The sequence below is a fragment of the Alphaproteobacteria bacterium genome (genome assembly GCA_024244705.1).
Lineage (GTDB): Bacteria > Pseudomonadota > Alphaproteobacteria > JAAEOK01 > JAAEOK01 > JAAEOK01.
The window spans coordinates 1-25,662 of record JAAEOK010000108.1; the positions used below are offsets into that span (position 1 = coordinate 1).

Sequence of the window (25,662 nt, forward strand, 5' to 3'; positions counted from 1 at the left end):
AAGTCCGGCCGCACCAAAATCGTCTCGAAGTGAAACCGGAGAACCCATGGCAAACCTCCATCCGTTTGCCATCTTGAATCAGAAAAACACCGTTCCGGAAAGCCCCTATATGAGTCCCACTCACAGAGACTTGGTATAAGCTAGTGCGCGGTTGCTCGCCCGAGTGTCAGCGCCGGACGCGTCGCACCCGCTCGCGGCACGTCGCCTCGGGCCTCGTCCGGGTCCGCTTCGCTGAAATACGCCGTCGCTCGCACTGGCGCCGCCGCGGCCGACCTGCTAAAAGAGCGCCGCATTCGGCCCGGCCGATCCCGGCCCGGCCCGGCCCAGACCTTGCCAGGGATCATTCCCATGCGTACCGCCACGGTGGAACGGAAGACCAAGGAGACCCGTATCGCGGCGACCGTCAATCTCGACGGCGACGGCACCTATAGCGTGTCGACGGGAATCGGGTTTCTCGACCATATGATGGAGCAATTGTCGCGCCACAGCCTGATCGACCTCGACCTCAAGGCGACCGGCGACCTGCATATCGACTTCCACCACACCACCGAGGATACCGGCATCGCCATCGGCGAGGCGATCAACCAGGCGCTCGGCGACCGCGGCGGCATCCGCCGCTACGGCGACGCGCTGATCCCGATGGACGAGACGCTGTCGCGGGTGGCGCTCGACGCCTCCAACCGGCCCCATCTGATCTGGAAGGTGGCGTTCACGCGGGCCAAGCTTGGCGAGATGGATACCGAGTTGTTCAAGGAATGGTTTCAGGCCTTCGCCCAGGCCGCCGGCCTCACCCTGCACGTCGAGAACATCTACGGCGAGAACAACCACCACATCATCGAGTCGTGCTACAAGGGCTTGGCGCGGGCACTGCGCGACGCGATCGAGATCGATCCGCGCAAGGGCGATGCGATCCCCTCGACCAAGGGCGTGCTCGGCGGCTCGCTCGACTGACAATCTCGGTACCCGGCCGCCGCCGGGCCGGCAATGACGATCAGGATAGAATGAAGGCCGTTATCATCGACTACGGGTCCGGGAACTTGCGATCGGCGGCCAAGGCGTTCGAGCGCGCAACCCGCGAATCGGGCGCCGCCGGCACGGTCGTCGTCACCGCGGACGCCGGAGAACTCGCCGATGCCAGCCATATCGTGCTGCCCGGCGTCGGTGCCTTCGCCGATTGCCGCGCCGGCCTCCACGCGGTGCCGGGCATGGTCGACGCGCTCAGCCGCGCGGTGCGCGAGGCCGGCAAGCCGTTCCTCGGCATTTGTGTCGGCATGCAGCTGATGGCCGAACGCGGGCTCGAATTCGGCAGCCATGCCGGCTTGGGCTGGATCGCCGGCGATGTGGTCGCGCTGGCGCCCACCGACCCAACGCTCAAGATCCCCCACATGGGGTGGAACGACTTGAACATCGTCGCCGGCGACCACCCCGTGCTGGCCGGGATCGCGACCGGCGATCACGCCTATTTCGTCCACTCCTATCGGTTCGCGGCGGGCGACCCGGAGGACGTGCTGGCGATCGTCGATTACGGCGGCCCGGTGGCCGCGATCGTCGGCCGCGACAACATGGTCGGGACCCAATTCCATCCCGAAAAAAGCCAAAGGACGGGGTTGCGGCTGATCGCCAATTTCCTCGCTTGGCAACCGTGAGGGAGATCATGGCGACCACGGAAACCGCGCGGCTGACCGAGTTTTCGTCCGGCGACCTCAACGATTTGTGCGAGGCGACCGAGGCCGCGATCATCGACGGCGGCGGCTTCGGGTGGGTCAAACCGCCGCCGCGCGAGGTCCTCGAATCCTATTGGCGCGGCGTGCTGCTGGTGCCCGAGCGCGACCTCTTCGCGGCCCGCCTCGACGGTGTGATCTGTGGTTCGGTTCAGCTCGTGCGGCCGAGCCCGAGTAAGGAATCGCAGGCCTTCGCGGCCCGCCTCGAGAGCCATTTCCTGGCCCCCTGGGCGCGCGGCCACGGCCTCGCCCGGGCGATGGTGGAGACCGTCGAAGAGGCCGCCCGCAGCGGCGGCTTCAAGTTGCTGCACCTCGACGTCCGCGAGACCCAGACCGCCGCCATCCGCCACTTCGACGCGCTCGGCTTCGTGCGCTGGGGCACCAACCCGCTCTACGCCAAGGTCCGCGGCCGCTTCATCGCCGGCCACTACTACTACAAGGAACTTTCTTGATCCTCTACCCGGCGATCGACCTCAAGGACGGCGCCTGCGTGCGGCTGGTGCGCGGCGACATGGCGGCGGCCACGGTGTTCAACGACGACCCGGCCGGCCAGGCCGAATCGTTCGTCGCCGCGGGCTGCGAATGGCTTCATGTCGTCGACCTCAACGGCGCCCTCGCCGGCCGTCCGGTCAACGGCGACGCGGTGACGGCGATCGTGGCGGCGGCGCCGGTGCCGCTCCAGCTCGGCGGCGGCATCCGCGACCGCGAGACCGTCGACCACTGGTTGGCGCGCGGCGTCCGGCGCATCGTGCTCGGCACCGTGGCGCTGCGTGACCCGGATCTGGTCAAGGCAGTCGCGCGGGCGTGGCCCGGCCGGATCGCCGTCGGCATCGATGCCCGCGGCGGCCGGGTCGCCGTCGAGGGGTGGTCCGAAACCTCCGCCGTGACCGCGCTCGACCTCGCCCGGCGGTTCGAGGATTCCGGCGTCGCCGCCGTCATCTATACCGATATCGACCGCGACGGCGCGCTCGCCGGTCCGAACGTCGCGGCGACCGCGGAGCTCGCCGCGGCGCTGTCAATTCCAGTGATCGCCTCGGGCGGCGTCGCCACCCTCGACGACCTTCGCGCGCTCAAGAGTGGCGGCGCGCTCGATGGCGTCATTTGCGGGCGGGCGCTCTACGACGGCCGCATCGATCTGGCGGCGGCGATCGCGGTGCTGCGTGGCTGAGACCGCTCGGTCATCTGTGAGTTCTGACCCGGCTGATACGCGTCATGGAACTCTTGGCCCAGGTAATGAGCTACCTACAAGGTGTCAACAATTCTGTCGGCATCGAGTTCGGTCTCGGCTCTTCTGTCACGCGTGGCAACCCGCTGCATACTTTCATATTCTTGACAAACACAGCTCTCGTACATTCCTACCGTGTGCGTTAATCTAATGAGAGCTCCTTTTTGCGACAGCGTAGCGTTGGTTGTTCGAGAGATGAATATAGGTGGGTTCTGCTCGACTTCATAAAGGAGCCCCAATAATGAATATAGTTGATGTGTTTATAGATATGAAACTCCAGTCAATTTTGGTCACTTAGTATCAGCCATTTAGCATTTCCTGTGTTCGAATTCTACGGTCTAACAAGGACGCAGCGGTCGTGTTGGAGGAAGAATGCTTCCTGAAATAAGAAAAGCCTATCTCGATGGCCGAACGATGCTATTTCTTGGCGCGGGCGCATCGGTCGGTTGTGTCGATCCGGCAGGGACCGAACTTCCTATGGCCAGTGACCTTGCGAAAGAACTCTCGTCAGACATGGGGTGGAGTTACTCTGACGAACCGCTTAGCACTGTGTACTCTGCGATCAACGCAACCAATTCAGCACGACTGCAATCCTACATTCGGCGGCGTCTGACAAATTCGCGACCGTCTGCGGCTCTTAGTGATATCGCATCGTTTCCGTGGCCGCGCGTCTATACACTGAACATAGATGATTGCTTTGAAAATGCGGCCCGAAAGACCAGTCAGCAGAAGCTAGAAATATATTTCAGAAATTCCCCGCTGGAAGAGCTAGATCCCATATTCCATACTTTACAACTTATCAAACTTAACGGCAGCGCAGACAAACCAGAAGATGGCTTTATCTTTTCCCCACAAGAATATGGCGAGGGGTCACGCCGAATTCCTGTTTGGTATAAAGAGCTTGCGCAAAACTACAGCAGTTACACTTTCTTGTTCATTGGAAGCCGCCTCCACGAACCATTGCTTCAACATGCACTGGCCGAAATGCGGTCCACTCTTCGGAGATCGCCGTTACGTGGTTACGTAGTGACGCCGACAGCGACGGATATTGAAAAACACCATTTGGAAGGACTGAATCTCCAGCATATCTCAGGCGGAATACAAGATTTCGCTTCCTGGATGAGGCAAGAGTTTACAGGTAAACTAACAGGCTGGGATCTGGCTGTGGCCAGACGTCCGGAGCTCCGAAATATCGGCCAAACCCTTACCGATAAACAAAAGCGTGCTCTTAACAGCGTGATTCTTGTTAGTTCAGAAAGCCTGCCGCGCACTTCTGTTAGTGAAGAGACGGGTAAAATTCGAGATTTTTACAGAGGCTTCAAACCAAAATGGGTGGATATTTTAGATGATATTCCGGCGAATATTACTTTTATTGGCAATTTCATAAAAACTATTGAGCAGCATGGGGGGGAACTATCTGGTTGACGTACCATACTCCAATCCCTATATTAAAGGGACGAAAGGAACAGGATTATGGCAAAAGTCGATCTTACCAACCCGATCTACCACGATGACAACAAGGCGCGCGAGCATCTAGAGTCCCTTCTGTGGCCTGATGGTCCCGTATGTCCCCGCTGTGGCGTCATGGGCGATCGGGTCACCAAACTCAAAGGCAAGAGCACCCGCCCCGGCGTTCACAAGTGCAAGGACTGTCGCAAGCCCTTTACCGTGACAGTCGGCACCGTCATGGAGCGCAGCAAGATACCGCTCTCCAAATGGGTGCTCGCCGCGCAACTCATGGCGTCCTCCAAGAAAGGCATGAGCGCCTTGCAGCTACAGCGCATGATCGGCACCACATACGAAACCGCCTGGTTCCTGTTCCATCGCCTGCGGGAGTGCACCATTGACCCAAAGCGCGGCCCTATCGGCGGTGAGAACAAGGTCGTGGAAGCCGATGAAACCTATGTCGGCGGCAAGGCCCGCAATGCCAAACGTGGCAAGCCAGTCCCTAAGAAACAGGCCGTGTTCACTCTCGTTGAACGCGACGGTGAAGCTCGTTCCTTTCACGTTACAAACGTCAACTCGAAGACCCTTCGCCCTATCCTCGTGCAGACCGCAAGCCGCCAGTCATACCTCATGACCGACGAACACACGGTCTACCCCAAGATCGGTGAAGAGTTCGCCGGCCACGGCACCGTCAATCACAGCGCCGAGGAGTATGTGCGCGGCACGTTCTGGTATACGAACACCGTTGAAAGCTACTTCGCCCTTCTAAAGCGGGGCATGATGGGCTCATTCCACAACGTGAGCGAAGCTCATTTATACCGATACCTTGCCGAGTTCGATTTCAGGCACAATACGCGCAAGATCACCGACGGCGAGCGGGCCGACGAATTGCTGCGCGGCGCGAAAGGCAAGCGCCTCATGTATCAACAACCTCGTGAAGCCGCGAACGCCTAAGCAGCACGCTAAGGCGTTCATTCGTTGGCGGAACAGGAGAAACCAGAATGGTTAGCCTAGGCAAATGTCCTTCGTGTCAGAGAATGACCGATCACGCCGATCTTGAGAGCATCACAATCGGCAACAAATTGACCGGCCCACTGTACAACGGAGTCAGCATGATCTGCCCAATATGTAAGACAGTGCTTGGCGTAGCATTCGACCCGTATTCGCTAAAATCCGATACCGTTGATGATCTTCTGGAGGCTTTGGGCCAACCTCGGAGAAAACGGTGATCGCGTCGGGATTGAGTGCGTCCATGTTACTCATGATTGCTCCATTATCAAAAACCCCGGCTACTTGGCCGGGGTTTTCTTCTTTGCGGTTTTGCGCTTAGGTTTGGCGTTTCGCTCCCGTTTTGGGCGCGGTTGTGGTGGTGTTTGCAGAAGACGGAGCAATAGCTCATCACGGCCTTGTTCTACAGACTCGGTCTTGTTTCGCAAGGCATGTGACCTAGACATCGAGATCAATTCACCCCCTCAGCCCCGACATAGACCACGCGATCTGCCATCAAATTTCGGCACCCCGCGTCAATCAGATCAATGAACTGTCGAGCGTCTGAAAAATAGTTCTTGAACGCGACACGAACATCCTCCGGCCGGTCGCCCCTGACAAGAACTATGTCAAGTCCAGGATTTTCGCGTTCAAGTTCAAAAAGAGCACGAAGGGCTTGTGTCGTGCTCGGATATGTGAGTACCTCAAGCTCTTCTGTGCCATTCTCAATTTCACCCCCAAAAATAAAAATGACATCTTTCTCGTCTGCAATATGACGATCGGCCGCATTTAAGCCGCGCAACATGCGCATGAAATTCAACTCATCATCAAGCGTCGTGAATTCCTCCACTAAGTCATCATCAGACAAATCCGGCAAGCTTGATTGCGTCTCCTCAAAAGACCTCGCAATGATCTCACTCGCCAAGCGCAAAATTCGTAGCATCTGCGCGTTGCCGCGCTCAAATTTTGGCTGGTCCTCGGTTATAAAACCAACAACCTCTACGCATGTCGCCCAAGCGTGCTGATATATCGTCCGATACTGAAGCTCTATGAGAAGTCCTTTTCGCGTCCGCCCAATTTCGGACTTCACGTCATATTCATAAACATCGTGAACCCCGCGATACCCAGTATCTTTGGGGTTCTTGATATAGTCATATTTGTCGGGATCATTTTTCACCTTATGATTAAACCTTGATCGATCTCGGAAATTCTCCCGAAACGCATTTAACTCGTCAATATTCTGAAATATAAGACGGCAACCGGCCACATCATCCATGCGGCTTAGCTGCATCCTGGGATACCGACGCAATTTGTCAAAAATCGTCCGTTTGCGCTTGTGCCGTTGCGCAACGATTATGTCTCTTCCCCGGGTTCTATTGCGGAGTATTGCTTGGAAGGAATTAATTACGTGGCGATGGGCCTCTCGCCACGTATCAATTACCGCAACATCGTCCTCGGTTGCGGCGCCATCACGAACACGCTCTCCTGCGCGGTTTACCCGCCCCTTCGAGCCACCAGGGAACCCCGCCAGCCGACCATTTATCAATTGGGCTCTCCACAGCACGTCGAAACTGGCGCCATCTAACCAGCGTCTGAATGCTATAGCAATGCTCCCGGCCCCCTTCGAGGTCGGCGCTGCGAAATCGAGCATTAATATTGCCGTCCTTATATCGGTACGTCAACCGGATAGTTCCCGCATGGGGCAAAGGGAAAATGCATTGCATTAGTTGGGCAAGCAGGCAGCGGAAAAAGTACGGCTATGATGAAAGCCGCGCTTCAACTTAGTCGAGAATCTAATACCCCAGTATACTTTCTTCGTGAGCCAGTCTCAGACATAAAGAACGTAATCTTATCATTAGAAGAGATAAACACTGACAAATTCTACATTTTTATCGATAAGATTGAATCAATGCACAAAGAACTCGGAGAGCTTCTTGAGTGTTCTAACGTTAGCAACGCATGCTTGATATTCTCCGAGCGAATCAATATTTGGACTCGCAGAGTAAGGGATATATTAGGTCAACACACTTCTAAGGTTTTTGACGTCAAAAGAATTGTTAAAGACGACGCTAGTGAAATATTGGAGAAAATAGAGAAATTCGGGCCGTGGACGCGTTTGCAGAGGATGAACGAATCGGAAAGGACAAATGAGATTTTCCACAAGGCAGATCGACAACTTCTAATCGGACTGATGGAGGCGACTACCGGTGTCGGGTTCATTCAGATCATTCGGAATGACTTTGCTAAGATCGGTGACGACAGCCACGCGAAATTCCTCGTGCTTGTTGGCCTTGCGAGTATTCACCGATCCACGATCAGCCCCAGTATTGTAGGTCGAGCATTGGTCAATTTGGCGATTGCTGAAGATGTGAACATCCTCGCGTCTGAGGTCGAAGGTATAGTATTGAGTAACGGTGGTAAATTTTCTGCTCGGCATCCCGTCTACGTGAGGGAGTTATTCGAAAAGATTGTAGGTGCCGACATAATAAGGGATTGCTTAATATCGCTACTAACCGCTTACGCAGACTACGAAGCTCCGGTTATTCGACATGTGGGTAAGTCGGATGGAGTTGTATTTAAGTCTATAATCAATAATAGGTTCGTCAAGCAGATGATGCGAAACGACGAGTCGCGCGTTAGAGCAGTCTACGGGGCTTTCGAAACAACATTCCATGTTGACGGCTTGTATTGGCTGCAATATGGGCTCGCTCTACGTAGTTTTGGACACCAATCTGAAGCGTTAGAAAAATTCATTACTGCGAAACAAGCTTTTAGCTCGCCGCAGATAGAACATGCGTATGCACAACAGTTACTAATAATCGCTGCAAATGCCAGCAACTGGGACGATGCAGAACCTTTATTGGCCGAGGCAATCAAATCCTTTAGAAGTTTGAATACGGTCGGGTGGGAGGGCGATAGTTATCCTATTGTTTCACTCGCAGAAGGACACATTTCGGTTGTATTTAGGTTTCAAGGGTTGGATGAGGCTCAAAAATTGGCTCGCATTTACGGTAATGAGCTATTGGCGGCGCGGAAGAAAGGTTCGAACGAACGCCTAGAAGAGGCGGTGAACAATGTGATGACGTTTGCCACAACTGGCGTATGGAAAGAAGGCGCGCAGCCAGATTACTTAGATGTCGATTAGTATTGTGAGACACGATAATCAAGAATTCAGTCTGCTGGCCGCGCCCATCGGTCGCAAACGAAATCAATGTCCCGTCGATTTCTCAAATCAATAATCCACTGTTGGGCCGTTGGCCTTAGAGCACTTCATCCATGCCGGCGCGCTCGATGGCGTCATTTGCGGGCGGGCGCTCTATGACGGCCGCATCGATCTGGCGGCGGCGATCGCGGTGCTGCGAGGATAACGCCGGTCAGCCCGGGTCGCTACGCGCGAGCAGGTCGTCTATGGCGTTCCGAACCTTATCCGACGCCCGCGGTGGGTCCTGACCCGGCTGGTAGGCGGCTAGGAACTCCTGGCTCAAATAATGACCGACCGCGAAGGCTTCGACTTGGCTGTCGTCATCGAGCTCGGCCTCGGCGTCGGTATCCATCTTGGCCTCGATCTCTTCGTTGATTTCGTGGGACCGATTGAGGAGCGTGGTGGCGATCTGGGATGCGGTCTCGTCGCCGAGGTCGAAGAGATGCATGAGGACGAACCGCGCTCCGTTGGCGCGGGTTTCTATGGGCAGGGTATCGGGGGCGGCATGGCGGACAACGCCGATGGCGGCTTGGAACACGACCAGGCCGAGCCGAAGGTCCATCTTCATCGGCACGGTCGTCTTGCCGTTGCCGGTCTCCACAGCTTTCGCCAATTCCTCCTCCGATCCCGCGAGGGACAGGATGTGGTGGTCGGCGACGCACGACCGAAGGTATTGGGTAAGGGCGTCCAGCGAGATCACGAAGGACTCGAGTTCCGCCCGCTCCGATGCGTTTTTTTGATGCCGCTGTTTTTTCCGCAACCAGCCGAACACTTTGACACGCCGCTTGGTCGTAGATCGTCTGAAAAACGGTACCAATAATTCATCTGTGGCGCCACTCGAAGCGCGCGCCGGGTGGTCGCCCAACGCGGACGACCCTTGATTCGGATGCACTGGCGCCTCTATGTCATGACCCCATGCTCAAGGCCCGCATCATTCCCTGCCTCGACGTCAAGGACGGCCGCGTCGTCAAGGGCGTCAACTTCGTCAACCTCCGCGACGCCGGCGATCCGGTCGAGCAGGCGAAGATCTATGACGCCGCCGGCGCCGACGAGCTCTGCTTCCTCGACATCACCGCCAGCCACGAGAACCGCGACACTATCTATGACGTGGTCGCGCGCACCGCCGAGCAATGTTTCATGCCGCTCACCGTCGGCGGCGGCGTGCGTACCGTCGACGACATCCGCAAGCTTCTGTTGGCCGGGGCGGACAAGGTCTCGATCAATACCGCCGCGGTCGATAACCCGGACTTCGTCGGCGCGGCGGCGGAGAAATTCGGCAGCCAGTGCATCGTCGTCGCGGTCGACGCCAAGCGCGAGGAAAGCGGGGGGTTCGGCATCTATACCCATGGCGGACGCAAACCGACCGGTATCGAGGCGATCGACTGGGTGCGGCGGATGGCCGATCTCGGCGCCGGCGAGATCCTGCTCACCTCGATGGACCGCGACGGCACCGGAAAGGGCTTCGATATCGAATTGACCCGGGCCGTCGCCGACGCGGTCCCGGTTCCGGTCATCGCCTCGGGCGGCGTGGGGGTCCTCGATCATCTGGTCGCGGGCGTTCGCGACGGGCATGCGACCGCCGTCCTCGCCGCCTCGATTTTCCATTTCGGCACCTATTCGATCGGCGAGGCCAAGGCGTACATGAAGTCCGCCGGCGTGCCGGTCCGGGACGTGGCGGCCTCCGATAGCGAATACGGAAAGGACGACGATCATGGCGGATGACGATTCGGGCACGATGACCCTCGACGATCTCTATCGGGTGATTGAAAGCCGGCGCGGCGCCGACCCGGCCAAGTCGCACACGGCGATGCTGTTCGCGCGCGGCTTGCCGCGCATCGCCCAGAAGGTCGGCGAGGAAGCGGTCGAGACGGTGATCGAGGCGACCCGCGGCGACGCCGACGGAATCCGTGCCGAGAGCGCCGATCTCCTCTATCACCTGCTGGTCTTGTGGGCGGCTGCCGGGATCCGGCCCGAGGACGTCTGGGCGACGCTCGCCGCCCGCCGCGGCTTCAGCGGCATCGAGGAAAAGCAGCAACGGTCGTAGAAAGGATTGCCATGGCTTACGACGACCAGAACATCTTCGCCAAGATCCTGCGCGGCGAGATCCCTTGCAACAGATATTGCGAGGACGATTACGCGTTGGCCTTTCACGACATCAATCCCCAAGCGCCGGTCCATGTGCTGGTCATTCCAAAAGGGCGATACGCCGATATGGACGACTTCACGGCCCATGCCTCGAGCGACGAGATCGCCGGATTCTTCCGTGCCGTCGGCGCGGTCGCGCGCGACCTGGGGACGGTCGAAAACGGCTATCGGGCGCTGACCAATTGCGGGCGCGACGCCCACCAGGAGGTGCCGCATTTCCATGTCCACATCTTTGCCGGCAAGAATCTGGGGCGGATGATCAAGCCGGTCGACAAATAGCGGCGGCGAAACGGTTCTAGGCGGCGCGGCGCAAGGTCGCCAGACCGGTGGCGATAACGATCAGAAATCCGCCCGCAACGCCTTCGATCCAGGTCATCACGCGGTCCCCGAGCAGCGCCGCGCTCCACGCGGCGGCGGCGCTGTAGACGACGAGCACGGGAAGCTCGAGCAGGACCGAGATCGCCCCCAGTACGGCCAGTTGCAGCGCCACCGTGTCGCCGGTGTGAATGAATTGCGGCAGGATGGCGACGAAAAAGGCCAGGTTCTTGGGATTCGCCGCCTGCATTACGAAGCCGCGACGGGCGGATTTCCACCGCCCCCGGTCGCCGTCGCGGGCAATGACGACCGAGCGCGCCGGCGGGGGTGTATGGCCATCCGCCGCCCGCCGCCCGATCAACCGGCGGACCGGCGGCCAGGCCATGGTTATCCCGAGATAGAGCAGGTAGGCGGCGCCGGCCCATTTGAGCACGGTGAACAGCAGCTGCGAGGCGAGGATGACCGCCCCGATGCCAACAGCCGACAGCGAAAAATACATGATATTCGCGGCGAGGATCCCGGCCGTTGCCGCCATGCCGGCGCCAAAGCCGCGCCGCGCCGACAGTCCGAGCACGAGCAGAACGGCCGGGCCCGGCGACAGGCACAGCAAGAACTCCGTCGCCGCGAAGATCAGCAGCGCGTCGCTCGACAGCCCACTCAAGCCGATGCCCGCCGCCGATCGATGATGCCGCAGGCCGCGATCATTGCGGCGGCTCTGGCCTCGGCCCCGGGCGCCATGATGTGGGCGCCCGCCACCCCAGGAATGTCCTGCAGTTGCTGCAGCATTTCGAGACCGATCGCCTGGCCTTCGGCGGCCTGGTCGGCGGCCCCGTCGAGGCGCCGGACGATCGCCGCGGGCACATGGACGCCGTAGAGGTTCTCATCCATCCAGCGTGCCTGCTTGGCCGAGGCGAAGGGGGCGGTGCCGATCAGGAAATAGGCCGATTCGGTGATTCCCTCGTCGGCCAGCCGCGCCATGTAGCGGCGGCAGACGGCCATGTCGAAGCAGTACTGGGTCTGGAAGAAATCCGCCCCGGCGGCGAGCTTCGCCTTTAGGCGGTCGGCCGACCATTCGGCCCCCGGATCGGTGGGCGTGTCCGCCATGCCGATGAAGATCCGCGGCGCCGGCTCGATCTTGCGGCCGGAGCGGGTCTCGCCGTCATCCCGCATACGCCGCGCCAATGATGCGAGGGCGGTCGAGTCGAGGTCGTGAACGGCGGTCGCCGAGGGCTCGTCGCCGGCCTCGATGGAATCGCCGTGAAGGCACAGGATGTTGGGCGTGCCCAGGGCGGCGGCGCCGAGGATTTCCGCCTGCAGGCTCAACAGGTTGTGGTCGCGGGTGGTGAACTGCATCACCGGCTCGATGCCGACCCGGGCGAGCAGGCCGGCGGTGGCCAGGGTCGACAGGTGGGTGCGAGCGCGGGCGCCGGAGGTGACGTTGACCGCATCGGCGAGCGCCGACAGCGGACGCACCCGGTCGATCGCGACTTCGGGGTCGGCGGTGAGCGGTGGCGTCGTTTCCGCCGTCAGAGCGAACTGTCCCGCGCGCAGCACCCGCTCGAGACGTCCGCCTGATTTTGTATTGCCGGTCACGGCCTGCGCCCCTTTGTTCACCAATTCCGAGAAATTAGGCACCGGCCGCGCACGCGCCATCCATGCCCGGGCCGCCCCGCCATAGAGCCGCGCCGGCGCGGCGCCAGTCAGACGCCCGCTAGTAGCGGATCTTCCATTCCCCTTCGGCGGTCTTGCAGCGGTCGACGGTCAGGCTGATCGGATCGCGCACGCCCTTGATCTTGATGATGTGGTGCAGCTTGCGGCACGGCAGGCCGCGCCACTCGAGAACCTCGATCAGCTCCACGGTGCCGAAATCGCCATTGTCGCCGGTCCACGAGCCGGCCGACCCGACGACCGGGGGTTCGGCCGTGTAAAGCGGCTCCGAGGCCGCGTTCATCTTCTTGAGATCGGCCTCCGAAAGGGACAAATCGGCGCGCTTGAACGGGTTCAACTGCGCTTGCGCGGATGCCGCGCAGATGAGCATCGCCAACGGCAACGCGACCGCTACTCGCTTCATCGTTCCAACCATTCACTGTCTCCCATCTTGCTGTGGTCTTTTTCGTTGACCGTATCCGTTGCGAAATGATCCGCGGCGCGCCTGAATCCCTTGGACGCCACCGGCCACGGCATTCGGCGCCGCCATTGTAGCCAAGCCGCGGCGACAAGCAAATCTGAATGCGCAAGATGCGGTGCTTGGTAAATCAGTCCGCCATTTGCGCGGCGGCGATGGTCTCGCAAGCGTCGTCGAGGTGAGGCAGGGGTTCGGCGATATCGGCGCCGGTCCCGGCGAGCATCCGCTGAAAGTCCGGCGCCCGTCCCAGCAGCGCCTGACCGACTTCTATCACGGCATCGATTTGCGGCGCCGGCAACGTCCAGCTGGTGGCGATATTTTCGAAGGCGTGGCGGCAGGGTTCGTCATCGATGGCGGCGAAGTCGATCGGAATGAAAAAGGTCTCGACATCGCGGAACCTTTGCGCCGGGACCGGCGGCGTATAAGGATCGTTGGCCGCCGCGTCGAAGCGCTCCTTGAGCAATGCGCGCATACGCTCGAAGGTCGAAAAGGTGGCGTTGTCCATGGCGGCGCTGATGGTGCCGGTCACCATCGAGATGATACCGGGCGTCGCCTTCTCCGCGTTGAGCGCCGATGTGGGCTCCGAGCGCGAATTGACCACGACGAACACGACGCGGCGGATATTGCCCTGGGCAATCTCGTTGTACAGCATCGGATGGACGTCCATCGTCGTCAGGAAGCGAAACGGCTCGCTGATCCCCAAATTGTCGGCGATACCGCCGTCGAGGAGATGGATGTAGTCCTTACCGTAAGGTGCCGGGACCGAGGTGCCGAGCGCGTAGGCCTGTGCCACCCGCCCGCGCCGCGTGCGCGACGGGTTCTGGTACCAGTCCGTGTTGGCGGCGTTCTGAACCCAGGTCGGCGGCCAACGGCCGACATTCTGGAGCTCGCACGGCGAGTAATTGGTCAGCGTCACTGGGGATAGCGCGGCCGGAAACGCGGCCGACGCAGCGACCGCTTCGGACAGCTTGAAATCCTTCAGCTCCGAGCACAGCAGCTCGAAATAAGCCTGGGTGAAAGGAAACGGCGTTCCCGCCACCATGTCGCCGGCGTTGAGGATAAGGTAGGGCCGTTTGCGGCGATTGATCAGCGCCTGATAGGTGTTGCCACCGAACAGGGTTTCCTCGAGGTAGTCGATCAACAGGTCGATGCGTTCCTTGGCCGGCGTCGACAGTTCGGCAAGGCCGACGGGATTGAGGCCACGCCATGCCAGGGTGCCGATGCCATCCTGCCTGATGAAGTCGTTTTCCAGGGTCGCGAAACCTTCGCTGCCGCGCAGCGCGAAATAGGCCGCCGTCACGCTGCCGCCCGAAACCGACGAAAAGATGTCGATTTCGTCGGCCAGATTGCGGCCCGACGGGAGCTGCGTCTTGGCCAGTCCTTTGAGCGCGGACAGCGTAAGCGCCGCCGCCCGCGTGCCGCCACCGGAGGCGGTGACGATAAAGACGGTATCGCGGAGCTCGTTCTCGTCGAGCGCCGACCAGACGTAGCCCTGGCGGGGATCGAGGGCGGTCGCCTCGATATTGCGCGTCGGATAACTGCACGCGGCGACGACCGCGACCAACGCCGTCGCGATCCCGGCGCGGAGGACGCGTCGCATTGCGCTTGCCATGATGCGGCCTACCGGTCTAGCTCGCCGCCACGCGCGTCGGTTCCGGCGGTTCGACCGTGGCCAGTGTCACCGAGCACGGCAAGTCGCCTTCCTTGACCGTCTTCTTGACCCGGTTGTCGATCCGCTTACGGGCGTCGAGGGTTTCGAACGTGTTGGGACCGGCTTCGACCGGAAAGGCCGCCCCGGTCTTGCCGGATGGCGCTTCGTAGGCGCCGTTGATGTAAACGTTCCGGTCCGCCGGTCCGTTCACCGTGACCCAATTGTTGGGCATTGATTATCGTCCCCGATTCGGTTTGCAGATTGCTTCACATTAGGCACCGTTCATGACCTCCGCCAGTGGGAATCGCCACATTCCTTCGCCTATCCCCGCCGGCCTCCAATTCCGAATTGACGAATACAGCTGAATTATCTATAATTTCTGTTAATACAGAAATTAAGGAAATAAAATGAAACTGACACCGGTGATGGAACGCTATGTCCTGCATTGGGGAGAGATGGGGACACGCTGGGGGGTCAACCGTTCGGTGGCCCAGATCCATGCCTTGCTCTATCTGGCGCCGAGCCCGCTGGCGGCAGACGAAATCGCGGAAACCCTGTCGATCGCCCGCTCCAATGTCAGCACCGGCCTCAGAGAGCTCCAGGCTTGGGGCCTGGTACAGATGACCCACGTCCTCGGCGACCGCCGCGACCATTTCGCTTCGACCAAGGACAATTGGGAGATGCTGACCCGCATCGTCGAGGAGCGCAAGCGGCGTGAGATCGACCCCACCCTGTCGATGCTGCGCGATTGCATGCTGGCCGCCGAGGCGGACACGGAGACCGACCCCGAGATTACCGCCCGTATCGCCGGCATGTTGAGCTTCATGGAAACCCTCACCGCCTGGTACGATCAGGTCAAGTCGTTGCCCAAGCCGACCCTGATCGCGTTGATGAAGATGGGCGCCAAGGTCGCCCGCTTCGTGCCCAAGAAAGCGGCCTGATTTCGCACCGGCGAAATCCGGGCGCGTTGCACCGAAAGGACCAAACCATGGACCGAGCAAAGGCCCAAACCGATCTTCCGCGACGGCCGACCTCCGTCACCACCTTCTATTACGGCGCCTGTCCGGTGTGCGACCGCGAGATCGCCAACTACCGTCGCGCGGCCGCCGGTCACCGCGAGCTGTTGTGGCGCGATGTCGACAGCTGCCCGGACGCGCTCGCCTGCTTCGGCGTCGACACCCGTGAGGCGCGGCGCCGGCTCCATGTGATCGACCGCAACGGCGTCTTGCAGAGCGGCGTCGATGCCTTCATTGCGATCTGGCGCGAGCTGCCCGGCTATCGCTGGCTGGCGTGGCTGGTCGGCATCCCCGGACTGCATGGATTGGCGGGTCTGGTCTACGACCATATGCTGGTGCCGGCGTTGCAATCCTGGAACACGCACCGCGCCGCCGGTGCCGCATGACCGGCACCGCCCAGGCGCGATATTTCCCCGGCCCGACATCTTGCGCCACCGTCACCGGGACTACCGGTTTCGACCCGCCGCTCTATCGGCGACTGGTGACGCGGGGAGCGGATCTGCCGGCGTACACGGGTCGCAGCGCGATGCACGAGGGCCTGAGCGATCCGCGCCTCGCCGCTGTGCGGTGGCGCGACCTGGTGCAATTGAGCCGGCCGGAGATCGCCAACGAGTTGATGCTGCCGCTGCCCTGGCTGGCGGCATCGCTCGCCTTGGCCCACCAACAGCTTTACCCGGCCGCGCTGGCGGCCTCGTTCATGGTCTTCCTGACCGGCCTTCGTCTGTCCCACAACGCCCAGCATAGCGCCGTCGGATTGGGCCGGCGCGGCACCGACGCGGTGCTCTTGGTCCTCAGCATCGTGATGCTGGGGTCGATGCACGCGGTTCGCTTCAACCACCTGCGGCATCACAAATATTGCATGACGACGGCGGATGTCGAAGGCGTCAGCGCGGCAATGAGCGGCCTCCAGGCGATCGCTTTCGGCCCCCTATTTCCGGTGCTGCTTCATGCCACCGCGCTACGCGAAGGCAACGCCCGGACGCGGCGTTGGGTGGCGGCGGAGCTGATCGCCAACGCGTTTTGGATCGCCGCCGTGCTGGCCTGGTTCGGCGCCGACTTTCTCGTCTACCACGTCGCCGTCATGGGCGCGGGCCAATGCCTGACCGCCTTCTTTGCGGTGTGGACGGTTCACAACCACTGAGCCGGCCGGTTGTTTCCGGCCCGCACCCAGCGCGGCCGGCTCGGCAGCGTGATGACCTATAACATGTTCTATCATGCCGAGCATCACCTGTTTCCGCAGGTACCGACCCGCAATCTGCCGGCACTCGCCGCGCGCCTCGACCGCGTGGTGCCCGAGCTGCGCACCGCGCCGGTGTTTTGAAATCTCCGGCGGCGGGCTATGCGGCGTCGGTGTTGCGGCTCTTGGTCAGACCGGTAATTCCTAAAAAGAATAGGGTCGACAGCAGCCAACCAAACGGGACGAAAAAGACGTGAACGAAATATTCCAGCAGCGCGCCCGCCGGTATGCCGACGCCCTGTTCGAATCCGGAACAGACGGCGAGGCGCGACTCGTCACGGGGCCGCAACGGCCTTTCGGGATGAGGCGGTCGTTTGTCATTCCAACAGTTGTTGGGGTTGGGTGCCCACGCCGTGTCGACGCCGAGGTCGAGGATCGGTACGAAGGTGTCAATCGCGTAAAGGAATGCGTCAAACGGCACATATCGGTGGGGCGGCATGCGCTCTGGATCAAGAGCCGGAATGGGGCAGCCGGGAGGGGGCGCCCCGGTTCGGGGGTCCGGCGCGCAGGTGGTGTAGAGGTCACTCAAGTAGACATTTGGGTCCGTCACACTGAATAGGTCATGGCGATAGCACATCCAAAACACGAGCGTCGCGATCACCACCGTCCACACCATCCACCAGAACACGCGCAGCGGCCGATAGCCGTATTCGATGGTCGCGCGCAGGGTCCACGATCCGAGTCTTGTCAAATTGCGCGGCAACCAGGGACGGCGCGCGGCAACGCCCTCTATGGTACGCCGCTCCATCTCGACAAGCAGGTCGAGGCTTTCCTTGCGGTAGCCCTGGGCATTGAGAACAGTGGCTAAGCGGGCGTAGGGCTGCGGGTGAAAGCGCACCGGATCGCCACGCTGCGATTCACCGGCGACTTGGGGCTGGCTGCGCTCGAGCCAGGCTTGGGTGATGCTGCTCAGCGTCGCATATTTGAGCCGGGGGTCGTCACGCACATAGCGGTCACGGTCGACCAGATGCGAGATCTCTTCGTAGACGAAGCCATAGAGATCGAGGTTGCCGGGCGCCGGCCATTTGCTTTGCAGGGGCGGCATCAGAAAGGTCTTGGCTCTCGAAAAGCGAAAGTTCAGCCGCGTGTTATCGGTCGCCGTCACGTTCATCAGCATCAGCTTCTCGCCGACGAACGAATTGGTCAGGATGAGCCCGTTCTCGGCGGTGTCGGCTTCGCCGCCCGAATCCGGAGCGATGAACTCGACATCCTTGAGATCGACGTCGCCGCGGATCGTGCAGTTCAGGGCTCGGATGCGCTCGTCTATGTGCGCCTGCTCAAAGAACAGCGAACCCTCAACCTGGAGACCCTTGAGGTTGATGGCCTCGAGGCGAAAATAGGATTCCCGCCGTCCCGCCGGCAGGTCCGGCGACCCGCTCAGTGCTCGGGTAATTGGGGCCGCATGGACGACGCTGCGTGCGAAGCGGAGATCGCCGCCGATCCGTGCATTGTCGAGGTGGATCAGGCGGTGGATCTCGGCGTCATCGAATATGAGATCGCCGGTGACCCGGGCATGGCTCAAGCGGACCTGGCATGCGGCCTTGTCGTCGAATCGCGTCGGCGCCGCGAAACGGGCCTCGGCGAACGAAAGATCGCCGCGCACTTCAAGCCCTTCGAGCAGGACCGGCCCGGTTAGGACCGCCCCGACACGATTGCGCTCGGTCTGATGTTCGGCGGCATCCGTGGGATGTGACAGCGCCGAATCCATACCTCCGGGATCGCCACCGCCGATCTCGAAATCGGCGAACACCCGGGCATTTTCCGCCGAAAGCGGTCCGATCTTGCTGGCCGACAAATCAACCGCGCCCAACTCGGCGCCGTCGAGCCTGATGCCCGCCGCGATAACGCAACCGGTCAGCCTGAGAGAAACCCTATCGCGTGCGCCGGTAAGGTCGATCATCCCCTCGACATTGGCTGCGGTCAGACGTACGCCCTGCGGATGCAGGTGCTCGCGTGCCGCGGAATCGGTGAAGAGCCAGGCGATCAAGGCGCCGGCGACCGCGGCGCCGGATTGTCCATCGTCCCGGGGCACGTAGCCTGGCCCCGGCCCAGTGGAGGCGGCAAGAAACGCGCGCTCGATCTCGCTTATGCCGCCGGTGTCGGCGGCGTACGCCGATCGGGCAAGCTCGACCAACCTCTCTCCGCGAACCGCGTCCGATACCGCCATGTTCGGGTTTCACTCCCCCTTGGATTTGTTGGTGCAAAGTCTATTGCATGTTCGGCATTTGACAAGGTGGTCCCAAGTTGCATGCCCGCGCTATAGTTCTTTGCAGCCGTAGGTAGGTTCGTGGCAATGCTGCGCGCCCCGTGCTCGTCACGGCAGGAGGTTTCGGCATGGCGACCGAACCCGATATCGGATCGAGTCTCGGCCTCGAGAATTTGTCGGAAGAAGATACAGAGACCCTGGCTTGGGCGCGGGATTTTTACGGCGTCGATTTCAGCGATCCGAAATCCCGCGCGGCGGGGATTCGCGACATTCAAAACCAACTGGTCAAGAGCGGAATCAAGCTGGATGCCGACGGTATCCTCGGGCCGCGAACCCTGGATGCGTTGCGCCAACAGCACGCGGCAATACAATCCCCTCCGCAAGAGCAAGCGCCATCGGAAGGCAGCACTGACGAAGCCCATGACTTGGGCGAGCAACCGAAAAAAGCGGATCCAGGGCAAGAGACAGAACCGCCGACCGACGCCGGTGTGAAAACGGCCGCGCTCAGCGACCAGGCGATCGAGACCCGCGGTCAGGATGCACTGAAATTCGGACCGCGAGCGGAAGCCGTCGCGCGATTCCTTCTCGCCCGCGAGACCAAACCGCCGCTCGCGATCGCGATCAACGCGCCCTGGGGCCGCGGCAAGACGTCGTTCATGAAGTTGATCGCCGCCGACCTGGAATCGGCGGCCGAGACGGCACCAGTCCGCATCGCGACGACTACGTTCAACCCTTGGAAGTACGGGGAAGCCGCGCAGGTCTGGGCGGCGTTCATCGCCAACGTGACGCGCTGTATCAGGCAAAATCTAACCCCGGGGCAGGAGCTCCAATTTCGATCCTAACGCTTCCTGAAAAAGCTCCGGCGGCACGCCGATTTCGGATTGGCGATCCGGGCAGTGGTCGCGCTAGGATTTCTGGCGTTGATCGTGATGCTGTTGTTTCTCGATTGGAACATCGTCGTCGAAAACGGGCTCAAGGATTATGCCCTGTTCCAGTCGTTCTATGCGGCCACGACGGCGCAGATTGCCGGGCAGGCATGGACCGAAAACCTGTTCTGGTATCTGGCCCTCGGCTTGGTGTTGCTGATCGCCCTCGTCTATCTCTACGTCAACCTGACCCAGAGCCTGGGATTGAATCTGCTCGAATACATCGAGAAAACGGATTTCAAGGACAAGATCGGTACCCTGTCGCAATTCGAAGACGAGATGGAACAGCTCCACAAAGCCGTTCCCGATACCATGAAGGTCATCGTCTTCATCGACGATCTCGATTGTTGCAAGGGCGCCGTCCTCGGCGAAATCATCGAAGCGCTTCAGCTCGCCGCGGTCTCCAAGAGCTGTATCTTCGTGCTCGGCATGGACCTGACCATCGTCGCCAACGTGATCAAGAGCGAGCGCGGGGAGTTGGCCCATTCCGTCGACGTCGCCGCCACCGCCATGGAACACGGCAGCGGCTATAAGTTCCTCGAAAAGATCATCCAGGCGCGGCTCAGCCTGCCGACGGTTGCCGAAAGCGCCATCGAACATTTTATCGAACAGTCCATGCGCCAGGACGCGGACGACGACGAAACGATGGTGCAAGATGAAGACCCCGCGACGGACGGGATGGCCGTTGCCGGTTTCCGGCCAGCCGACGAAAAAGTGGCCGCCGGTCAGCCTCTGCGTGCGATGCGCAAAATCCTCGGTCGTCTCCCCGCAGAGAAAACTCCCAAGGATTCCGATGAGCTCGTGAGCACGGCCAAATACTACGGCAGCCGGCACTTTCGAAACCCGCGTCGTCTCAAGCGGTTCATCAACGGTCTTCGTTTGCAAAGCTACCTCACCGCCGCCACCCGGCCGGACCTCTACGATCTCGATCGGCTGGCGCGATTCCTCGTCCTGGCGGAGAAATGGCCCGGTTTGATCGACTACATTCTGACGAGGCGAGCGTCGTTCAAGCTATCGGACACTCGTGCCATCGGCGGTAGATCTAGCGATCCGCAAATCGCGGCCGTGCAAAAGCTTGATGACATGAGCAAAATCGAACATGAGCGACTGAGCGAGCTCCTAGCGGGTCGCCATGGTGATGATCACCTGACCTACGAGCAAATTCGCGAGCTCGCCGATTGGTACGGTTTTTCCTACTATGCCGGCCTCAACTCCCCAACAAACGCCCCCGCGCCCTAGAACCGTCCACCTTGGAAGTCGGCGATGGCCTGGCGGATCTCGGCCTCGGTGTTCATGACGAAGGGTCCGTATTTGGCGACCGGCTCGCCGAGCGGCCGGCCGGCGACCAGCAGCAGCCGCGCGGGCGCGCCAGACGCGGTCACCGCGACCGTGTCGCCGCTGCCGAGGACGGCCAATTCGCCGCGCGCCACCGCAGTGCCGGCGATATCGATTCCGGCCTCGCCGTCATAGACATAAACGAAGCCGGCGTGGCCCGCCGGCAAGTGGTGGCGGAAACGCGCCCCGGCTGCCAGGGCAACGTCGAGATAGAGCGGTTCCGTCACTACCGCGGCGACCGGCCCGGCCACGTCGCCGACCCGCCCGGCGATGACCTTGACCGTCACACCCCGGGCAGGCGTCGCCGTCGGGATTGCCGCCGGATCGATATCCTGGTAGCGCGGCGCCGTCATCTTGTCCTTGGCCGGCAAATTGACCCACAGTTGGAAGCCCCACATCAGGCCGTCCTCCTGTTCCGGCATCTCCGAGTGGACGATGCCGCGGCCGGCGGTCATCCATTGCACGCTGCCGGCGCGGAGCAGGCCCGTATTGCCCTGGTTGTCGCCGTGACGCATGCGCCCGGCGAGCATATAGGTCACGGTCTCGAAGCCGCGATGGGGATGGTCGGGAAAGCCGGCCAGGTAATCGCCGGCATCGTCCGAGCGGAACTCGTCGAGCAGCAGGAAGGGGTCGAGGTCGGGCAGCGCCGGCGAGCCGATGACCCGGGTCAGGCGGACGCCCGCGCCGTCGCTCGCCGGGATGCCGCGGACGACCTGTCGAACCGGTCGGATGGCGGTGGTTTCGTCGGCCACGCTCGTCATCGTCATCTCCCGTGCAACAATCCTTTCGTCTCGCGCCTTAGATAAGTCCCGCGCCGGCGATGTGAAGGCCGCCGGCCGACCCTTACGCGCGGACCGCGAACCGGTTGGCGAAGCGGTTGTAGAGCCAGGCCAGCGCGGCGCCCATGACGAGGCCGTCGATCAGGCCCCAGGCGAGCCCGATCAGGCTGCCCAGCGGCGACACGCGGTAGCCGGGATAGAGCCGGGCGATCGGGTTGGGATCGACGCCGATCCCCTCGCTGACGATCAGCCACCAGGTGATGAGAAAGACCATTGCGCCCCACCAGATCGCGACGGCCACGGCGAAGGCGCGGACGTTGAGCTTCATGATCGGCCTCGCATAGTTGCCGGGGTGTCATCGGTTCGAACAGCGTAACCCCCCGGCGCCCTCGGCGTGAAGTGCGTTCCAGTGCGGTGGCGGTTGGCGGCGTCGATTGACCCCCGGCCGGGCTGCGACCTACTGTACCGCTTCCATCAAGGGGAGGCCGAATAATGCCGATTTCGCAGAGCGAAGCCGAAGAATTGGGCCGAAAATATACCGAGGCCTGGTGTTCCCATGATGCCGATGCGGTCGCGTCTTTCTTCGCGGAAAAGGCCATCAGCATGATCAATGCCGGAGAACCGACCGTCGGCCGCCCTGCGATTGCCGAAACGATGGGGGCCTTCTTCGAAGACTTTCCCGATTTGGTGCTGCGGATGGATGATCTTCGTTCGGGCGGGAACCAGGCGATCTACCCGTGGACGCTCGAAGGCACCAACAGCGGGCCGGGCGGCACGGGGAATTTCGTGCGCATACCCGGGTGGCAGAATTGGCGTCTCTCCGACGACCTACTTATCGTGCATGCCGACGGCGGATACGATGCGGTCGAATACGAGCGGCAAATACGCGAAGGCCTTTAAAGCGATGGGTGACGTGCGCGCCATCGTCTATGACGTCGGCGCGATGGGATCGCGATGAGCGACGATGTGACGGGCAAGATCATTATCGCGGTCATGATACTGACCGCCGCCTGGCTCGGCGGCTGGGTGGCGAAAGTGGTGGTCGGCTCGGCCGGCGCCACGCGCGCCTCGGCGGCCCACGCCAACGCCGCCGCCGGTGGGTTTCTGTTGGGTGCCGGCCTGTTCCATTTTCTGCCCGAGGCCCATCTTCATTTCGAAGAGCTCTATCCGGGCCACGAATTCCCCATCGGCTTCACCCTGTGCGCAATCGGCTTCGTCGGCATCCTGGCGCTCGAGCGCCTGCTCTACGACCCCGAGGCCCATCACCCGAAGGCCGAGGGGGCGGTGACCGCGGCGCCGGTCCTGGCCATCGCGCTCAGCCTCCATGCCGTCCTCGCCGGGTTCGCCGTCGGCTCGAAACCGGCCGAGCTGACGGTGTTCGCGCTCGCCGGCGCGCTCGCCGTGCACAAGTTCGCCGCCGCCTTCACCCTGGGGTCGATCCTGCTTCGCGGCGGCGCCTCGACTTCGACCCTGGTCAAGGTGGTCGGCGCGTTTTCGGTCGCGACGCCGATCGGGCTGGCCCTCGGCACCGGCTTCCAGCATCTCCTGACCGACCGCACCGGGTTGCTGGTCGAGGCCAGCTTCGACGCCCTGGCCGCTGGCACCTTTCTCTATATCGCCGCCCTCGACGTCATCCATGAGACCTTCTTCCACAAGAAGGCGAGCTGGTGGGACCTGGTCCTTTTCGTCGCCGGCCTGGCGATCATGGCCGCGCTGTCGCTCGTCGCATGACGGCCGACGACACAGGTCCGTCAAACGGCGCCGGCGCCGCCGCGGCGTCCCGCGGCCATTCCCACGACCACGGTCCGGGCGTCGACGCGGCCAACGAAAAACGCATCCTGTGGGCGCTGGTCTTGACCGCCGGCTACATGGTCGCGGAAATCGTCGGCGGCCTGCTTTCCGGTTCGCTCGCCCTGCTCGCCGATGCCGGTCACATGCTCACCGATGCCGCCGCGCTGGCGCTGGCCTGGGCCGCCTTCCGCGCTGCCCGCTGGTCGAACGACGCGCGGCGCTCCTATGGCTACCACCGTTTTCAGGTTCTCGCCGCCTTCGTCAACGGGGTGTCACTGGTCGTCATCGTCATCTGGATCGCTATCGAGGCGGTGCGCCGGCTGGCCGATCCGGTCGAGGTCCTGGCAACGCCGATGCTCGCCGTCGCCGCCGGCGGCCTCGCCGTCAACATCGTCGCCTTCGTCATTCTCCATCGCGGGTCGCGCCACAACCTTAACATCCAGGGCGCCGCCCTCCACGTGCTCGGCGACCTGTTGGGATCGGTGGCGACCATCGTCGCGGCGCTGGTCATCATGACCACCGGATGGACGCCGATCGACCCGCTGCTGTCGATCTTGGTCGCGCTGCTGATCCTGAGAAGCGCGGTGAAGCTGACCCGGCGGTCGATCCATATTTTGCTCGAGGGCGCCCCCGACTGGCTCGACGAGACGGCGCTGAAGGCGGACCTCGTCGCCGAGGTGCCAGAGGTCGAGGCGGTCCACCACGTCCATGCCTGGATGCTGACCCAGGAGCGCCCGCTGATGACGCTCCACGCGGAGGTCGCCGACGGCACCGATCACCATGCCACGCTGATGGCGATCAAGCGCTTTCTGAAGGCCCACTACAACATCGATCACGCGACCATTCAGATCGAGCCCGGCCACTGCCTCGACGACGAACCGCCGCCGCCGGATCAGGCGCGCGGCGCGAAGGTCATGCCCGATTCATCATAGGTGAATTGCGACAACGAGGCGTGGCAGCCGTTGAGTTCGAAGGCGATGTCGCCGGTGCTCTCCGCCGACCCCAACCCGGACCCGCCTTCATTCAGCATCAGGCCCGTCGAGCCCGCCGCCGGGGTGCCGGTGGCCGAACCGTCGCCGGCCTCGGTGGCGGCCCGAACGACCCCCGGCACGTCGACCCGGGCATTCCCGTTGGCGATGTCCCAATCGAACTTGATCGGCTTCAGGAGCGGCGCGTGGCGATGCTCGATGAGGCAATCGAAGATGTCGAAGATGCTGCCCGTCGGCTGGCCGTCGCCGGACAGAATCTCGAACAGCGCGTCGCGCTGGGCGTCACTCGCGTCCTCGGACAGAATGGTGTGGAGGTGGCCGTCGCAGTGATGCATGGCGCCGGGAAAATGGAAGATGGCGACCACCGACAGGCCGTCGAGCGCGACGTCGCCGTAATGGCCGCGCTCGATGTCGAGGCCGACGATGCCGTTGCAGTGGCCGTGGGTCGGCGCCGCCGCCCCGTCGCACGGGCAGGCCCGGTCGCAGCTGCAGAACTCCACGTACTTGCCCATCAGGGCCCAATTCGTCTCCGCCATGGTGATTCCCTTCCCTCTGTGTTTTTCGAT

At 61.7% G+C, this 25,662-nt stretch carries 28 protein-coding genes and 2 pseudogenes; 19 read left to right on the plus strand and 11 right to left on the minus strand.

The window, feature by feature from the left end; translation table 11 throughout:
* Positions 1 to 348 precede the first annotated feature (348 nt).
* The 6 genes from hisB to GY791_19655 all read left to right on the plus strand — a co-directional run bounded on the left by hisB (position 349) and on the right by GY791_19655 (position 5,346).
* Positions 349 to 951: an imidazoleglycerol-phosphate dehydratase HisB gene (gene hisB, locus GY791_19630; GenBank protein ID MCP4330612.1), complete on the plus strand. Its 603-nt coding sequence runs from the start codon at positions 349 to 351 to the stop codon at positions 949 to 951.
* A gap of 50 nt (positions 952 to 1,001) precedes the next feature.
* Complete coding sequence (gene hisH, locus GY791_19635; GenBank protein MCP4330613.1) at positions 1,002 to 1,646, plus strand: imidazole glycerol phosphate synthase subunit HisH; 645 nt, start codon at positions 1,002 to 1,004, stop codon at positions 1,644 to 1,646.
* Between the two features lie 8 nt (positions 1,647 to 1,654).
* Complete coding sequence (locus tag GY791_19640; GenBank protein ID MCP4330614.1) at positions 1,655 to 2,173, plus strand: GNAT family N-acetyltransferase; 519 nt, start codon at positions 1,655 to 1,657, stop codon at positions 2,171 to 2,173.
* On the plus strand, positions 2,170 to 2,889 hold the full coding sequence (gene hisA, locus GY791_19645; GenBank protein MCP4330615.1) for a 1-(5-phosphoribosyl)-5-[(5-phosphoribosylamino)methylideneamino]imidazole-4-carboxamide isomerase: 720 nt from the start codon (positions 2,170 to 2,172) through the stop codon (positions 2,887 to 2,889). Before GY791_19640 ends, hisA begins: the two co-directional genes overlap by 4 nt.
* A gap of 429 nt (positions 2,890 to 3,318) precedes the next feature.
* On the plus strand, positions 3,319 to 4,371 hold the full coding sequence (locus GY791_19650) for a hypothetical protein (GenBank protein ID MCP4330616.1): 1,053 nt from the start codon (positions 3,319 to 3,321) through the stop codon (positions 4,369 to 4,371).
* Positions 4,372 to 4,419: 48 nt separating this feature from the next.
* Complete coding sequence (locus GY791_19655; GenBank protein MCP4330617.1) at positions 4,420 to 5,346, plus strand: IS1595 family transposase; 927 nt, start codon at positions 4,420 to 4,422, stop codon at positions 5,344 to 5,346.
* Positions 5,347 to 5,851: 505 nt separating this feature from the next.
* On the opposite strand, the gene GY791_19660 is transcribed toward GY791_19655, so the two are convergent.
* Entirely contained in the window at positions 5,852 to 7,030 is a 1,179-nt protein-coding gene (locus GY791_19660) for a RelA/SpoT domain-containing protein (protein MCP4330618.1), read from the minus strand.
* 258 nt (positions 7,031 to 7,288) lie between these two features.
* On the opposite strand from GY791_19660, the gene GY791_19665 reads away from it, so the two are divergent.
* Positions 7,289 to 8,524 (plus strand): hypothetical protein, encoded by a 1,236-nt coding sequence (locus GY791_19665; protein MCP4330619.1) that lies wholly within the window; start codon positions 7,289 to 7,291, stop codon positions 8,522 to 8,524.
* A 142-nt stretch (positions 8,525 to 8,666) separates the two neighbouring features.
* Positions 8,667 to 8,747: pseudogene (locus GY791_19670) on the plus strand (1-(5-phosphoribosyl)-5-((5-phosphoribosylamino)methylideneamino)imidazole-4-carboxamide isomerase).
* 6 nt (positions 8,748 to 8,753) lie between these two features.
* Here GY791_19670 and GY791_19675 read toward each other — a convergent pair.
* The gene (locus GY791_19675; GenBank protein MCP4330620.1) at positions 8,754 to 9,281 is read right to left on the minus strand and encodes a hypothetical protein; all 528 of its coding nucleotides are present in this window, start codon (positions 9,279 to 9,281) and stop codon (positions 8,754 to 8,756) included.
* Positions 9,282 to 9,496: 215 nt separating this feature from the next.
* On the opposite strand from GY791_19675, the gene hisF reads away from it, so the two are divergent.
* Genes hisF through GY791_19690 form a run of 3 tightly spaced genes read left to right on the plus strand, consistent with a single transcriptional unit; the run spans position 9,497 to position 11,005 of the window.
* The gene (hisF, locus tag GY791_19680) at positions 9,497 to 10,303 is read left to right on the plus strand and encodes an imidazole glycerol phosphate synthase subunit HisF (GenBank protein MCP4330621.1); all 807 of its coding nucleotides are present in this window, start codon (positions 9,497 to 9,499) and stop codon (positions 10,301 to 10,303) included.
* 13 nt (positions 10,304 to 10,316) lie between these two features.
* Positions 10,317 to 10,625: a phosphoribosyl-ATP diphosphatase gene (locus GY791_19685; GenBank protein MCP4330622.1), complete on the plus strand. Its 309-nt coding sequence runs from the start codon at positions 10,317 to 10,319 to the stop codon at positions 10,623 to 10,625.
* An 11-nt stretch (positions 10,626 to 10,636) separates the two neighbouring features.
* The gene (locus tag GY791_19690) at positions 10,637 to 11,005 is read left to right on the plus strand and encodes a histidine triad nucleotide-binding protein (GenBank protein ID MCP4330623.1); all 369 of its coding nucleotides are present in this window, start codon (positions 10,637 to 10,639) and stop codon (positions 11,003 to 11,005) included.
* Positions 11,006 to 11,021: 16 nt separating this feature from the next.
* Here the strand turns inward: GY791_19690 and GY791_19695 are convergent, their stop codons facing one another.
* The 5 genes from GY791_19695 to GY791_19715 all read right to left on the minus strand — a co-directional run bounded on the left by GY791_19695 (position 11,022) and on the right by GY791_19715 (position 15,049).
* Complete coding sequence (locus GY791_19695; protein MCP4330624.1) at positions 11,022 to 11,702, minus strand: LysE family translocator; 681 nt, start codon at positions 11,700 to 11,702, stop codon at positions 11,022 to 11,024.
* Positions 11,699 to 12,634, minus strand: a complete 936-nt coding sequence (locus tag GY791_19700) for a methylenetetrahydrofolate reductase (protein ID MCP4330625.1) — start codon at positions 12,632 to 12,634, stop codon at positions 11,699 to 11,701. The genes GY791_19695 and GY791_19700 overlap by 4 nt, the downstream gene beginning before the upstream one ends.
* 118 nt (positions 12,635 to 12,752) lie before the next feature.
* Positions 12,753 to 13,124 (minus strand): hypothetical protein, encoded by a 372-nt coding sequence (locus GY791_19705; GenBank protein ID MCP4330626.1) that lies wholly within the window; start codon positions 13,122 to 13,124, stop codon positions 12,753 to 12,755.
* Between the two features lie 172 nt (positions 13,125 to 13,296).
* Entirely contained in the window at positions 13,297 to 14,766 is a 1,470-nt protein-coding gene (locus GY791_19710; GenBank protein MCP4330627.1) for a patatin-like phospholipase family protein, read from the minus strand.
* 28 nt (positions 14,767 to 14,794) lie between these two features.
* Positions 14,795 to 15,049: a hypothetical protein gene (locus GY791_19715; protein MCP4330628.1), complete on the minus strand. Its 255-nt coding sequence runs from the start codon at positions 15,047 to 15,049 to the stop codon at positions 14,795 to 14,797.
* A gap of 175 nt (positions 15,050 to 15,224) precedes the next feature.
* On the opposite strand from GY791_19715, the gene GY791_19720 reads away from it, so the two are divergent.
* From GY791_19720 to GY791_19730, 3 genes and pseudogenes are all read left to right on the plus strand, one after another.
* Positions 15,225 to 15,758, plus strand: coding sequence for a GbsR/MarR family transcriptional regulator (locus GY791_19720; GenBank protein MCP4330629.1), 534 nt, complete (start codon positions 15,225 to 15,227; stop codon positions 15,756 to 15,758).
* Between the two features lie 47 nt (positions 15,759 to 15,805).
* Positions 15,806 to 16,219: a DUF393 domain-containing protein gene (locus GY791_19725; GenBank protein ID MCP4330630.1), complete on the plus strand. Its 414-nt coding sequence runs from the start codon at positions 15,806 to 15,808 to the stop codon at positions 16,217 to 16,219.
* 140 nt (positions 16,220 to 16,359) lie between these two features.
* Positions 16,360 to 17,154: pseudogene (locus GY791_19730) on the plus strand (fatty acid desaturase).
* 16 nt (positions 17,155 to 17,170) lie between these two features.
* On the opposite strand, the gene GY791_19735 reads toward GY791_19730, so the two are convergent.
* Entirely contained in the window at positions 17,171 to 19,237 is a 2,067-nt protein-coding gene (locus GY791_19735) for a hypothetical protein (protein MCP4330631.1), read from the minus strand.
* Positions 19,238 to 19,404: 167 nt separating this feature from the next.
* Between GY791_19735 and GY791_19740 the strand changes: the two genes are divergently transcribed.
* Both GY791_19740 and GY791_19745 read left to right on the plus strand, forming a co-directional pair.
* Positions 19,405 to 20,118 carry a hypothetical protein gene (locus GY791_19740; protein ID MCP4330632.1) on the plus strand — a complete coding sequence of 238 codons (714 nt, stop codon included), beginning with the start codon at positions 19,405 to 19,407 and terminating at the stop codon, positions 20,116 to 20,118.
* 39 nt (positions 20,119 to 20,157) lie between these two features.
* Positions 20,158 to 21,441 carry a hypothetical protein gene (locus GY791_19745; protein MCP4330633.1) on the plus strand — a complete coding sequence of 428 codons (1,284 nt, stop codon included), beginning with the start codon at positions 20,158 to 20,160 and terminating at the stop codon, positions 21,439 to 21,441.
* Here GY791_19745 and GY791_19750 read toward each other — a convergent pair.
* The gene (locus GY791_19750; GenBank protein MCP4330634.1) at positions 21,438 to 22,298 is read right to left on the minus strand and encodes a pirin family protein; all 861 of its coding nucleotides are present in this window, start codon (positions 22,296 to 22,298) and stop codon (positions 21,438 to 21,440) included. The two genes, GY791_19745 and GY791_19750, sit on opposite strands and share 4 nt — an antisense overlap.
* Positions 22,299 to 22,380: 82 nt before the next feature.
* Positions 22,381 to 22,644 (minus strand): hypothetical protein, encoded by a 264-nt coding sequence (locus GY791_19755; protein MCP4330635.1) that lies wholly within the window; start codon positions 22,642 to 22,644, stop codon positions 22,381 to 22,383.
* Between the two features lie 164 nt (positions 22,645 to 22,808).
* On the opposite strand from GY791_19755, the gene GY791_19760 reads away from it, so the two are divergent.
* From GY791_19760 to GY791_19770, 3 genes are read left to right on the plus strand one after another with little or no spacing between them, the layout of a single operon-like run.
* Positions 22,809 to 23,216, plus strand: a complete 408-nt coding sequence (locus GY791_19760) for a nuclear transport factor 2 family protein (protein ID MCP4330636.1) — start codon at positions 22,809 to 22,811, stop codon at positions 23,214 to 23,216.
* A 54-nt stretch (positions 23,217 to 23,270) separates the two neighbouring features.
* On the plus strand, positions 23,271 to 24,047 hold the full coding sequence (locus GY791_19765) for a ZIP family metal transporter (GenBank protein ID MCP4330637.1): 777 nt from the start codon (positions 23,271 to 23,273) through the stop codon (positions 24,045 to 24,047).
* Positions 24,044 to 25,039, plus strand: coding sequence for a cation diffusion facilitator family transporter (locus GY791_19770; GenBank protein ID MCP4330638.1), 996 nt, complete (start codon positions 24,044 to 24,046; stop codon positions 25,037 to 25,039). Before GY791_19765 ends, GY791_19770 begins: the two co-directional genes overlap by 4 nt.
* Here GY791_19770 and GY791_19775 read toward each other — a convergent pair.
* Entirely contained in the window at positions 25,000 to 25,632 is a 633-nt protein-coding gene (locus GY791_19775; protein ID MCP4330639.1) for a DUF1326 domain-containing protein, read from the minus strand. The genes GY791_19770 and GY791_19775 overlap by 40 nt on opposite strands.
* Positions 25,633 to 25,662 lie beyond the last annotated feature (30 nt).